Source organism: Pseudomonas sp. 210_17 TE3656 (assembly GCF_054821965.1).
On sequence record NZ_JBTRBC010000001.1, the window covers coordinates 2,772,418 to 2,785,000 of the forward strand.

Genomic DNA, 12,583 nt, shown 5'->3' on the forward strand with positions numbered 1-12,583 from the left:
TGTGGTGCTCAAGGTAGCTGCAGACCACCGGCGGCCTTGTGCAGGGCGCGCAAATGTTCGCCAACCTGTTTGATGTTGGCTTCGACCGCGGCAATTTCAGCTGCCCTGTCCGGGCCCAGTAGCGCACGTACTTCCTTGTCCAGATCGGCACTGAGGGTTTGCAGCTGCTTTTGTCGCTGGCTGGACTCGCTGATCAACAGCTTGCGTTCCCCTGCCTGTGGCAAGCCATAGCCGCTGCTGCCCAGCAGCTCTGCCGGTCGGCTGAGAAAACCGCTGTTGGCGAGAATCTGCTGCAGCGTGCCATTGGCCTTGGCCACGCTGGCATCGTTCGCTGCCCGACCCGTCAGGTAGCGCTGTTTAACCTCGTCCTGGGCCAGCAGCAGTTGCTTGCGCAAGCTCGCCTGCTCAAGCAGGAGCAGCGCTGCACTGGTGCGCAGATCAGCCTGTGTGAACCATTGCTGGCGTTGCTTGGCAGATTGATCAAGCCAGGCTTCGACACTGTCCTGGGGGATTGGCAACTGCTGTTTAAGCACCAGGAACATGGCCTGGTAGCGGTCACGGTAGGAATCGAAGCGGTAACCCAGGCGCAGCGCCTCGCGGGGATCATCGAGCACGCTGACATCGGCCAGCCCGCGTCCTTGCAACACTTCCAGCAAGCCATTGGGCACGATGCTGTCCAGATCGGCCAGGCGCGGGTTGGCGGTGCCGCTGCGCAACAGCTTGAGGGTTTCCACCGCACAGTTGTTGGACAGGAAGTAGTAGTTGCCGTCGTAGCTCCAGTGCATCTCGGCCGCCTGGCGCACCAGGCTTTCCAGCTCATTGCGGTCAAACTTGAGGGGGATCGAGGCAAGGCTGCGCAGTTCGGTCTTGGTGTACTCGTCGATGACCTGGGCCAGGGGCAGGACGAACAGGCGTGAAGGGTAAGCCCCGGTCAGGCCGTCCCAGCTCGATAGCTGCACGTCATTGACGAAGGCGCGGTACGACAGCACCAGGTGCTGGTCGAGGTCGAGCCGACAGTCAGGGCCGCGCGGGCGTCCGGGCGCGCAGATGACCAGGCGCAGCATGCTGTGGCCCCAGCGGCTAACCCAGTTCTGGTTGGCTTCGGCCAACAGGTAGTCCACGGCGTACACCCGCTCCGGGTCGATTTCGCCCAGTGGCGCCTTGGCAAAATCATTACCGGCGTTGAGAAACGGCAGCGCTTGCGGGCAGGCCGGATGTTCCGGCGCCCAGTCGAAGTGCTCTTTCAGATAGTTCTGCAGTGCTGGCCGCCGGCAGGCGAAGCTCGGGTCAAGGAGGAAATACTCCATGTTGACCGCGATGAACTCCTTCGGGCTGCTCAGCTCATAACTGTCGGGGCTGCGAGCCACCTGACGGTTATGTTGTTCGCGCTCCCCTCGCCTGCCGACATACTGCGGCCAGCCGGCCAGGTCGAGCAGGCGCGGATCATCGCTGAGGGTGAAGCGCCGTTCGGTTTGCCCGCGGCACTGTTCAGGCAGGCCAACCTTGCCCTGACTGCTCAAGTGCCGGGCGCACTGGTTGATCAGGCGTCGTTCGCTGCCCTGCCAGAGGCGGGCGCGATCGTAGATATGCGTCAGCTCATGCAGCACGGTGGCCAACAGCTCCTGGCGCACTGTGCCGTGGGGGCGACCGGTTTTTTGGCTGGCTGCGCTGCCATCGGTGAGGTCGGGCAGCAGCCGGCGATTGAGTTCGAGCGTTGATACCAGCGATGCCTGGCCGTAGGCATCTTCAGGCATCTTCGTGCTCCAGCTGACCCGGACACGCCGATCCAGTCGCGCCTTGAAGCTCGGCGGCAGCGCCTGCATGGCTTCATCCAGCAGTGCCTGGCTGGCACGCTGCTGAGCAGGCTCAAGCCCCTCCGTCTGCAGTTGCAACTGCAGCTCGGCCAGGGCTGGGCTGCCGAGTAGCGTCAGCAGGCCACCCAGCAACCAGGCGCGCAGGGTGTTCACAGGGCGAGAATGGCTTCAGCCAGGGCTTGATCGCTGGCCTGACGTGCTTCAGGAACACGCTGGCGCAAGGTATCGAAGGCGGCTTCCAGTTGCGCACCACGGATTTCACCGCTGCTGGCGACGTAACTGGCGGCATCGTCACGGGCCTCACGGACGACTTTGGAGTCGCGGATCGAGGTGGTGGTATCGGAAGTGAAGTCGAGCGAGCGGCCGAACGCGCGCACGATGATGTTGCTGGTGGCCACCAGGGTTTGTGCCTGGGCAACATCGGCCAGCAACAGAAGGCCAAGGGTGGCGGCAATCAGCGGGTTACGCATGGAGCATCTCCGGAAGAACGGGGGTAATCATTGGACGAGAATTGCCTGCGCCAGTTCAAGGTCGGCGACAGCAAGTTCGGGGTGGGTCTCGCGCAACCGGCTCAGGGCGGCCTGCAGTCGGACACCGTGTATCTGGCCGTCGCTGGCGACAAACGCGGCGGCATCATCCTGGGCATTGAGCAGCAGTTTGCGATCGAAGGGCGCCGAGGTCACCTTGCTGGTGACGTAACCGCTGACGACAAGATTGTTGGTGGTGAGGTCCAGGGCCTGGGCAGCACCGGTCCAGCACAACGCAAGCAACAGTAATGACAGATAACGCATGGGTCTCGTTAGGCTGGCGAATCAGACGGCAAAGGCTATCCCAATGCGCTGGCAAGGACCAGCGCAGGGCGTCCGGCTTCTTTGCATGTTGTTACATGCTGAAGCCGGAAACAGGCGAACTCAGAGCGCCAGGATGGCCTGGGCCAGTTGTGCGTCGCTGGCCTGCAGGCTTGGCGCCTGCTGACGGATGTGGGCGAAGGCACTTTCGAGCTTCACGCCGCGGATCTCGCCGTGGCTGGCAACGAAGCTGGCGGCGTCGTCACGGGCGGCGCGCACGATCTTGTCGTCACGGAACGATGAGGATACATCGGAGGTGGCATCGGTGGACGCCGCGACGCCGCGAACGATAGTGTCAGTGGTTACGACGAAGCTGGTGGCGTTGGCAGTGGAAGCCAGAGCCAGTACCAGCGCGGCGCCAAACAAGCGAGTACGGAACATGGTCGATCTCCTGGTTGAAGCGGGTTCTTTGTGTCAGACGCACGCTCAGCCGGTTGCGCTACTTTTTACCAGACTGGGTGTCCTAAGGGTATCACGCGATCAGCGTCTGCGAATTGGACAAGGTTTCAGCAAGATTTATCAACTGTACCTATAAAAAATAACTCTTCGCAAACTGTACCTGTTGCGTTCGCAGCCGCTCTATCTTGCGGCTTCAGAACGAAAAAACCCGTCTGCAGTGACCTGCGACGGGTTTTCGGAATTCGAGGTGCCGGCCTTGGCCGGCGAGCCCTGCATTAACGCCAGAACGGCTTGCTCAGCTCTTCGTAGCGTTGTGCTTCGCTGATCCCGGCGTCGGCCAGCAGGCGCGAATCCAGACGGGCCAGTTGGTGGCGGCTGGCGATGCGACGTTGCCACAGCATCAGGTTGGCCAGCAGGCGCAGTGGCAGCGCGGCCTTGGATTGTTCGTTGGAGCGTTCGAAAACCAGATCGGAACTGAGGGTACGTTCCATGATGTCATCCTTCCGCTTGTGGCGGCATTAGGTAGTGATTTAACTGATGCCAATGATCCTCCTCTGTCGTCCATAACAGTAGATACAGTTCACCTACATTGTGATGGGCCAGTTAACTGTTTTAGGGCACTGTTGCACTCCGAATATGCGCAACTGTACTGGTCTGCACTTAAGTGGTGCGTTATTGCTTGAGGGGAGAGTGCGGAGAGGGAAAATCGGGGTGAAAACACCGGTACAGTAGAACAGTTTATGCTGGATCAAGGTTGCCAACTGTTCAGCCGGTGAGCATTGCGCACCACCGGCTGAAAACTGTGTGGCTTAGCTGGCGAGCATGCGCCCGGTTTCTTCCAGGTTTTCGTGCCAGGCCAGGGCTTCGCGCAGGATATGCGGGGTATGGCCGCCCTTCTCGCAGGCGCGGGTGAAGTAGTCGTTCAGCGCCTCGCGGTAGTCAGGGTGCACGCAGTTGTCGATGATCACCCGTGCACGTTCACGCGGCGCCAGGCCACGCAGGTCGGCCAGGCCTTGCTCGGTGACGAGGATATCGACGTCATGCTCGGTATGGTCCACATGGCTGACCATTGGCACCACGCTGGAGATCGCACCGCCTTTGGCAATCGACTTGGTGACGAAGATTGCCAGGTGAGCGTTGCGGGCGAAGTCGCCCGAGCCACCAATGCCGTTCATCATCCGCGTGCCGCAGACGTGCGTGGAGTTGACGTTGCCATACAGGTCGAACTCAAGGGCGGTGTTAATGCCGATGATGCCCAGGCGTCGCACCACTTCAGGGTGGTTGGAGATTTCCTGCGGGCGCAGGACCAGTTTGTCCTTGTAGCGCTCCAGGTTTCCGAACACGTCGGCGTTGCGACGGCTCGACAGAGTGATGGAGCTGCCCGAGGCAAAGCTCAGTTTGCCGGCGTCGATCAGGTCGAAGGTCGAGTCCTGCAGTACTTCGGAGTACATGGTCAGGTCTTCGAACGGCGAATCGATCAGGCCGCACATCACCGCGTTGGCGATGCTGCCGATACCGGCGCCTGCAGCGGGCCGAGCTTGTTGGTCATGCGCCCTGCGTCTACTTCCTGCTTGAGGAAGTTGATCAGGTGGTTGGCGATGCCCTGGGTTTCATCATCGGGCGGCAACACGGTGGACGGTGAGTCCGGTTGCTCGGTGATGACGATGCCGACAATCTTGGCCGGGTCGATCGGGATCGCGGTGCTGCCGATGCGGTCATCGACTTTGACCAGGGGGATCGGCGTGCGGGTTGGCCGGTAGGTCGGGATATAAATGTCGTGCAGACCTTCCAGGTTGGCGTTGTGGGCCATGTTGATCTCGACGATCACCTGTTTGGCGAAGATCGCGAAGCTGGCCGAGTTCCCCACCGAAGTGGTCGGTACGATATGGCCCTGCTCGGTGATGGCAACCGCTTCGATGACCGCGATGTCCGGCAGCTTCAGTTGCTGGTTGCGCAGCTGTTCCACGGTTTCCGACAGGTGCTGGTCGATGAACATGACTTTGCCATCGTTGATGGCCTTGCGCAGCGTGCTGTCGACCTGGAATGGCATGCGACGGGCCAGAACGCCGGCTTCGGTCAGTTCTTTGTCCAGGTCGTTGCCCAGGCTGGCACCGGTCATCAGGCTGATTTGCAGCGGAGATTGCTTGGCACGTTCGGCCAGTGCATGCGGCACCGCCTTGGCTTCGCCGGCGCGGGTGAAGCCGCTCATGCCGACGGTCATGCCGTCCTCGATCAGGCCAGCGGCATCAGCCGCACTCATTACCTTGCTGTGCAGGGAGGACAAGCGGATACGATCACGGTACATGGATTGTTATCTCAGGCTACTAAAGCTAGATGCGCAGTCTAGTGATTTAGCAGCCCGCCGTCCCGCGACCAAGGTCGAATGCGAAGCCAGGAAATAGAGCCTTCTGTCGGCGGGCCGGGCATTAAAAAGCCCCAGCCGGTACCGCGCTGGGGCTAATTGTCACAGCCTGACAACGACTTAGTCGACGGCTTTGACCATGTCCTCGATGACCTTCTTGGCGTCGCCGAAAACCATCATGGTTTTGTCCAGATAGAACAGTTCGTTATCAAGCCCCGCATAGCCACTGGCCATGGAGCGCTTGTTGACGATGATGGTCTTGGCCTTGAACGCTTCAAGGATCGGCATACCGGCGATTGGCGATTTCGGATCGTTCTTCGCTGCCGGGTTGACCACGTCGTTGGCGCCGAGCACCAGCACCACGTCGGCCTGGCCGAACTCGGAGTTGATGTCTTCCATCTCGAACACCTGGTCGTACGGCACTTCGGCTTCGGCCAGCAGTACGTTCATGTGCCCAGGCATGCGCCCTGCCACCGGGTGAATCGCATACTTCACGGTGACGCCGTTGTGGGTCAGCTTCTCGGTCAGTTCCTTCAGCGCGTGTTGGGCACGGGCCACCGCCAGGCCATAGCCTGGAACGATGATCACGGTGTCGGCGTTGCTCAGCAGGAAAGTGGCGTCATCGGCCGAACCGGATTTCACCGGGCGGGCTTCCTGCGCACCGGCTGGACCGCCGGCGTCTGTAGCACCGCCGAAACCGCCGAGGATCACGTTGAAGAACGAGCGGTTCATCGCCTTGCACATGATGTACGAGAGGATGGCACCCGACGAACCCACCAGCGAACCGGCAATGATCAGCATCGAGTTGTTCAGCGAGAAGCCAATACCGGCCGCCGCCCAGCCCGAGTAGCTGTTGAGCATCGACACTACGACCGGCATGTCGGCGCCGCCGATCGGGATGATGATCAGCACGCCCATGACGAACGCCAGGATCAGCATCAGGGCGAAGGCGCTCAAGTTGCCGGTAAAGGTGAAGACCAGACCCAGGCCGATGGTAGCCAGGCCCAGAATCAGGTTCAGCTTGTGCTGGCCGGTGAACTGTACCGGTGCGCCCTGGAACAGGCGGAACTTGTACTTGCCAGAGAGCTTGCCGAAGGCAATCACCGAACCGGAGAAGGTGATCGCACCAATGGCGGCACCGAGGAACAGCTCCAGGCGGTTACCGGTCGGGATCGGGTCGCTGATGCTGGAAACGATACCCAGCGATTGCGGCTCGACCACTGCGGCGATGGCAATGAATACCGCGGCCAGACCGATCATGCTGTGCATGAAGGCCACCAGCTCGGGCATCTTGGTCATTTCAACGCGCTTGGCCATGATCGAACCGGCGGTGCCGCCGACCAGCAGGCCGACAATCACATAACCGATACCGTCAGTGGCCAGCTCCGCACCCAGCTTGTAGATCAGGCCGACGGTGGTGACGATCGCCAGCGCCATGCCAAGCATGCCGAACAGGTTGCCGCGCCGCGAGGTGGTCGGGTGCGACAGGCCCTTGAGCGCCTGGATGAAGCAAATCGAGGCGACGAGGTAGAGAAGTGTTACCAGGTTCATGCTCATGTTTACTGCTTCCCCTCAGCCTTTACGGCTTTCTTCTTGAACATCTCCAGCATGCGCCGGGTGACGAGGAAACCACCGAATACGTTGACCGCTGCCAGGGCCACCGCGAGGGTGCCCATGGTTTTGCCCAGCGGCGTTACGGTCAGCGCGGCAGCCAGCATGGCGCCGACGATGACGATGGCGGAAATGGCGTTGGTAACCGCCATCAGAGGGGTATGCAGTGCCGGGGTGACGTTCCACACCACGTGGTAACCGACATAGATCGCCAGCACGAAAATGATCAGGTTATAGACGCCGTGAGAGATCAGCATGTCTTCCATTGTCTGGCTCCTTATCCGTTCTTGCGGATGATCTGGCCGTCGCGGCACATCAGGCACGCGGCGACGATATCGTCTTCGAGGTTGATCACAAGCTGACTGTCCTTGTCGAACAGCAGCTTCATGAAGTCGAGCAGGTTGCGTGCATACAGTGCCGAAGCATCCGCCCCCACCTGCGCTGGCAGGTTGGTCGGGCCGACGATGGTCACGCCATTCTCGATCACCACCTGGTCGGCGACGGTCAGCGGGCAGTTGCCGCCCTGGGCTGCGGCCAGGTCAATGACTACCGAGCCCGGCTTCATTTGCGCGACGGTCTCGGCGCTGAGCAGCGTCGGTGCCTTGCGCCCAGGAATCAGGGCGGTGGTGATGACGATATCGGCTTGCTTGGCGCGCTCGTGCACGGCCAGGGCCTGACGCTGCATCCAGCTGGCGGGCATTGGTCGGGCATAGCCGCCGACACCTTCGGCGCATTCGCGTTCTTCATCGGTTTCGTAGGGGACGTCGATGAACTTGGCACCCAGCGATTCGATCTGCTCTTTCACCGCCGGACGCACGTCCGAGGCTTCGATCACCGCACCCAGGCGCTTGGCCGTGGCGATGGCCTGCAGCCCGGCCACGCCGGCACCGAGAACCAGCACGCGAGCGGCTTTCACGGTCCCGGCTGCGGTCATCAGCATCGGCATGAAGCGCGGATAGTGATGCGCCGCCAGCAACACCGCTTTATAACCGGCAATGTTGGCCTGCGAAGACAGTACATCGAGGCTCTGCGCCCGGGAGGTGCGCGGCGCCGCTTCGAGGGCGAAGGCGGTAATGCCGCATTCAGCCATCTTGGCGATGATGTCGTTGTTGAACGGATTGAGCATGCCCACCAGTACGGTGCCGCTCTTGATCTGGGCCAGTTCGCTATCGTCGGGAGCCACAACTTTCAGAACAAGCTGTGCACCAAACGCATCGGCAGCGCTGCCAATGGTGGCGCCTGCTGCTTCATAGGCACTGTCCGGAACGCTGGCGTTGATGCCGGCGCCGCTCTGGACGGTAACCTGATGCCCCTGACCAATCAGTTTCTTGATGGTTTCCGGGGTTGCAGCAACCCGTGTTTCGCCCGTCTGCGTTTCGAGTGGAACACCAATGTGCACGTCAAATCTCCTGCGTGATCTTTTGTAGGTAAACCAGTGCACTGCGGATGGTGCTTCTGGGGCGGCCGATCAGCACGATCCCGCCGAATTCCGGCGGGGCGCGGCATTTTGCAGGTGATTCCTGAATTGCTTCAACCAGTTTTGAAGGGTGACGCTAATCAAACTACAAGTCACCCTGTGACCGAATGTCGCAAGAACAGGCCTGGAGCCCGCAAACTATGGGCTTCAGGGAGATTACGGTAAATTTTGAAAAAATTCCGCCGAATTCTCTGAAAGCGCTGATCAAAACGTGATTTATGCTGTGAAGGCCGCATAAACAGCAGGGTTAAGAGGTGCTGGAGGGGGTGGCAAAACAGTTGTGCAAATTGCGACATTTACGTACATCTGTAGGGCTCCATTTTTACTGACTACGAGGTCAGGTTATGGCTGTCGTCCTTGTGTGCCGCGGCGTAGCGCTCGGCTTCAACTACCAGCCAATCACGAAAAGCACGCAGCGAGGCGGACTCGACCTTACGTTCCGGGATCATCAGGTAATACGCCTTGATGCTCGACAACCCGTGTCGGTTGGCCACAACCAGGCGCCCTTCTGCCAGTTCACGCTGGATAAGGAACGGTGGAATCAGCGCCACACCCATCTCGTGCATGGCGGCCTGTGCCAACATCGAGAATAGCTCATAGCGCGGGCCAGTCATGTCGCGCGCAACGTTCATCTCCAGGCTGTTGAACCATTGGCGCCAGGCGTAGGGGCGCGTGGTTTGCTGAAGCAGAGGCAGCTGGGCGATCTGTTCGCCATCCAGCTGCCCTGCTCCGCCCAGCAAGCCCGGGCTGCAGACCGGCACCGGGTTCTCGCCCATCAACCGATGGGAGTGCGTACCGGACCAATCGGCATCACCGAAATAGATGGCGGCATCGAAAGGGGTGTCAGCAAACAGGAAAGGTCGGGTGCGGTTGGTCAGGTTGACCGTGACTTCCGGATGACGTTGCTGGAAGTCCTTGAGCCTGGGCAGCAGCCATTGGGTGCCAAAGGTCGGAACCACGGCGAGCTCAATGACGTTGGCGCCCTGCTGGCCCATCACCGACAAGGTATCGCGTTCCACCGCATCCAGCTGCGTGGCCACCCGGCGGCTGTAGGAGAGCCCGGCTTCGGTGAGCTTTACCCCGCGACGCGAACGGCGAAACAGTTCGACATTGAGAAAGTCTTCAAGCCCGGCAATTTGCCGACATACGGCACCCTGAGTGAGGGACAGCTCGTGCGAGGCCTTGGTGAAGCTCTCGTGGCGGGCAGCTGCTTCGAAGCAGACCAGGGCTGCGGTGCTGGGGATCTTCCGTCGCATGTACGTCAATCTCACTAATGGTGCGTAAGGATGGGCTTTTTGCTCGTTACGAAGTGAGAAATTATCACAAGACTATGCGCATTCCTCGTTTGTCTCGTCGGCTGATCAGGCCTAGGATCAATGCACAACAACTCTGGTCCCATTTTTCGAGGATTCGCTCATGGCCGGTAAAGCAAGCTTCAACTGGATCGACCCACTGTTGCTCGACCAGCAGCTCACTGAAGAAGAGCGCATGGTGCGTGACAGCGCGTATCAGTTCGCCCAGGACAAGCTGGCCCCGCGCGTGCTGGAAGCGTTCCGTCATGAGCATACCGATCCTGCGATCTTCCGCGAAATGGGCGAAGTCGGCCTGCTCGGCGCGACCATCCCTGAGCAATACGGTGGCAGCGGCTTGAACTACGTTTGCTACGGCCTGATCGCCCGTGAAGTGGAGCGCATCGACTCGGGCTACCGCTCGATGATGAGTGTGCAGTCTTCACTGGTCATGGTGCCGATCAACGAGTTCGGCTCTGAAGCAACCAAGCAGAAGTATCTGCCCAAGCTTGCCAGCGGCGAATGGATCGGTTGCTTCGGTCTGACCGAGCCTGATCATGGTTCCGATCCGGGCTCGATGATCACCCGGGCGAAGAAAGTTGACGGCGGCTATCGCCTGACCGGCAACAAGATGTGGATCACCAACAGCCCGATCGCCGATGTCTTCGTGGTCTGGGCCAAGGACGATGCCGGCGACATCCGCGGTTTCGTGCTGGAGAAAGGCTGGCAGGGTCTCAGTGCTCCGGCCATTCACGGCAAGGTCGGCCTGCGCGCTTCGATCACCGGCGAAATCGTCATGGATAACGTTTTTGTGCCGGAAGAGAACATCTTCCCGGATGTACGTGGCCTGAAAGGTCCGTTCACCTGCCTGAACTCAGCCCGCTATGGCATCTCCTGGGGTGCGCTTGGCGCCGCTGAGGCCTGCTGGCATACCGCTCGCCAGTACACCCTGGATCGCAAGCAGTTCGGCCGCCCACTGGCAGCCAACCAGCTGATCCAGAAGAAGCTGGCCGACATGCAGACCGAGATTACCCTGGCCCTGCAAGGCTGCCTGCGTCTGGGGCGGATGAAGGATGAAGGTACTGCAGCGGTAGAGATCACTTCGATCATGAAGCGCAACTCCTGCGGCAAGGCCCTGGATATTGCCCGTATGGCCCGCGACATGCTCGGCGGCAACGGCATCTCCGACGAATTCGGTGTGGCCCGTCACCTGGTCAACCTGGAAGTGGTCAATACCTATGAAGGTACCCACGACGTGCACGCGCTGATCCTCGGTCGCGCACAAACCGGCATCCAGGCCTTCTACTAATAAGGAGCCAGCCCATGGGCGCGCTATCTCATCTGCGGGTGCTGGATTTGTCGCGAGTGCTGGCCGGGCCATGGTCCGGGCAGATCCTCGCCGACCTCGGGGCCGAAGTGATCAAGGTCGAGCGCCCGGGAACCGGCGATGACACGCGTGCCTGGGGGCCGCCCTTCCTCAAGGACGCCTATGGTGAGAACACCAGTGAGGCGGCCTACTATCTATCGGCCAACCGCAACAAGCGTTCGGTAACCATCGATTTCACTCAACCCGAAGGCCAGCGCCTGGTGCGTGAGCTGGCGGCGAAGTCCGATGTGGTCATCGAGAACTTCAAGGTCGGAGGCCTGGCGGCTTACGGCCTGGACTATGAAAGCCTGAAGGCACTCAATCCACGGCTTATCTATTGCTCGATTACCGGCTTCGGCCAGACCGGGCCCTATGCCAAGCGTGCGGGCTACGACTTCATGATCCAGGGGCTGGGTGGGCTGATGAGCCTGACCGGGCGTCCCGAGGGTGATGAAGGTGCCGGGCCGGTCAAGGTGGGGGTGGCGCTGACCGACATTCTTACCGGCCTGTATTCCACCGTGGCGATTCTGGCCGCCCTCGCCCATCGTGATCATGATGGCGGTGGCCAGCATATCGATATGGCGTTGCTCGATGTCCAGGTGGCCTGTCTGGCCAACCAGGCGATGAACTACCTGACTACCGGCACACCGCCCCGGCGTCTGGGCAATGCGCATCCCAATATCGTGCCTTACCAGGACTTCCCCACTGCCGACGGTGATTTCATCCTTACCGTGGGTAACGACGGACAGTTCCGCAAATTCGCCGAAGTGGCCGGGCAGCCGCAGTGGGCGGATGATCCGCGCTTTGCTACTAATAAGCAGCGGGTCGCCAACCGTGCCGAGCTGATTCCGCTGATCCGCCAGGCCACGGTGTTCAAGACTACCGCTGAATGGGTGGCGCAGCTGGAGACGGCAGGTGTGCCTTGCGGGCCTATCAATGACCTGGCGCAGATGTTTGCCGACCCGCAGGTCAAGGCGCGCGGCCTGGCTATCGAAATTCCGCATCCGCTGGCTGGCAAGGTGCCGCAGGTGGCAAGCCCTATACGCCTTTCCGAGACGCCGGTGGAGTACCGCAATGCGCCACCGCTGCTGGGGGAGCATACCCAGCAGATACTTGGCGAAGTGCTTGGCCTGGATGCAGCGGAGATCGAGCGACTGCAGGCAGCCAAGGTGGTCTAGTTGCCTTCCCTTCTATATAGCTAAGGCGCGTTAAGGGCTTATTGTCATAAGTTTGAAATAAGTCCTTGACGTGCCCGTGGATCTCTCTATAATTCGCCCCACTTCCGGCGCAGTCGGAACGGAAAACTCCTTGAGATTCAATGAGTTAGATGTTCCAGGTAATGCCGGAAGGGCTTCGATCGAAAGATCGGCAGCGGTGAAAAAGGTGGTTGACAGCGAGTTGAAACGCTGTAGAATTC

11 protein-coding genes and 1 pseudogene are annotated in these 12,583 nt (G+C 60.4%); 2 read left to right on the forward strand and 10 right to left on the reverse strand.

Translation table 11 applies throughout. The annotated features are described in order from the left end of the window. Window positions 1–8 precede the first annotated feature (8 nt). From ACVI9W_RS13020 to ACVI9W_RS13065, 10 genes and pseudogenes are all read right to left on the reverse strand, one after another. Window positions 9–1,967 carry a DUF7844 domain-containing protein gene (locus ACVI9W_RS13020; RefSeq protein WP_461530208.1) on the reverse strand — a complete coding sequence of 653 codons (1,959 nt, stop codon included), beginning with the start codon at window positions 1,965–1,967 and terminating at the stop codon, window positions 9–11. Further along, window positions 1,964–2,284 carry a DUF2388 domain-containing protein gene (locus ACVI9W_RS13025; protein ID WP_038605304.1) on the reverse strand — a complete coding sequence of 107 codons (321 nt, stop codon included), beginning with the start codon at window positions 2,282–2,284 and terminating at the stop codon, window positions 1,964–1,966. Before ACVI9W_RS13025 ends, ACVI9W_RS13020 begins: the two co-directional genes overlap by 4 nt. A 27-nt stretch (window positions 2,285–2,311) precedes the next feature. Then, entirely contained in the window at window positions 2,312–2,605 is a 294-nt protein-coding gene (locus ACVI9W_RS13030; protein ID WP_075226418.1) for a DUF2388 domain-containing protein, read from the reverse strand. A gap of 120 nt (window positions 2,606–2,725) precedes the next feature. Next, the gene (locus ACVI9W_RS13035) at window positions 2,726–3,043 is read right to left on the reverse strand and encodes a DUF2388 domain-containing protein (RefSeq protein WP_157190692.1); all 318 of its coding nucleotides are present in this window, start codon (window positions 3,041–3,043) and stop codon (window positions 2,726–2,728) included. A 293-nt stretch (window positions 3,044–3,336) separates the two neighbouring features. Next, on the reverse strand, window positions 3,337–3,552 hold the full coding sequence (locus ACVI9W_RS13040) for a DUF1127 domain-containing protein (RefSeq protein WP_038605311.1): 216 nt from the start codon (window positions 3,550–3,552) through the stop codon (window positions 3,337–3,339). Between the two features lie 318 nt (window positions 3,553–3,870). After that, window positions 3,871–5,366: pseudogene (locus tag ACVI9W_RS13045) on the reverse strand (acetyl-CoA hydrolase/transferase family protein). 177 nt (window positions 5,367–5,543) lie between these two features. Continuing rightward, complete coding sequence (locus ACVI9W_RS13050) at window positions 5,544–6,980, reverse strand: NAD(P)(+) transhydrogenase (Re/Si-specific) subunit beta (RefSeq protein ID WP_157190693.1); 1,437 nt, start codon at window positions 6,978–6,980, stop codon at window positions 5,544–5,546. 2 nt (window positions 6,981–6,982) lie between these two features. Further along, window positions 6,983–7,300 (reverse strand): NAD(P) transhydrogenase subunit alpha part 2, encoded by a 318-nt coding sequence (locus tag ACVI9W_RS13055; protein WP_157190694.1) that lies wholly within the window; start codon window positions 7,298–7,300, stop codon window positions 6,983–6,985. 11 nt (window positions 7,301–7,311) lie between these two features. After that, the gene (locus tag ACVI9W_RS13060; RefSeq protein WP_461530209.1) at window positions 7,312–8,433 is read right to left on the reverse strand and encodes a Re/Si-specific NAD(P)(+) transhydrogenase subunit alpha; all 1,122 of its coding nucleotides are present in this window, start codon (window positions 8,431–8,433) and stop codon (window positions 7,312–7,314) included. A gap of 407 nt (window positions 8,434–8,840) precedes the next feature. Further along, entirely contained in the window at window positions 8,841–9,767 is a 927-nt protein-coding gene (locus ACVI9W_RS13065) for a LysR family transcriptional regulator (RefSeq protein ID WP_461530210.1), read from the reverse strand. 160 nt (window positions 9,768–9,927) lie between these two features. Here ACVI9W_RS13065 and ACVI9W_RS13070 point away from each other — a divergent pair, with 160 nt between their 5' ends. Next, window positions 9,928–11,109, forward strand: coding sequence for an acyl-CoA dehydrogenase (locus tag ACVI9W_RS13070; RefSeq protein WP_038605324.1), 1,182 nt, complete (start codon window positions 9,928–9,930; stop codon window positions 11,107–11,109). Between the two features lie 14 nt (window positions 11,110–11,123). Continuing rightward, window positions 11,124–12,344 carry a CaiB/BaiF CoA transferase family protein gene (locus tag ACVI9W_RS13075; RefSeq protein WP_038605327.1) on the forward strand — a complete coding sequence of 407 codons (1,221 nt, stop codon included), beginning with the start codon at window positions 11,124–11,126 and terminating at the stop codon, window positions 12,342–12,344. Window positions 12,345–12,583 lie beyond the last annotated feature (239 nt).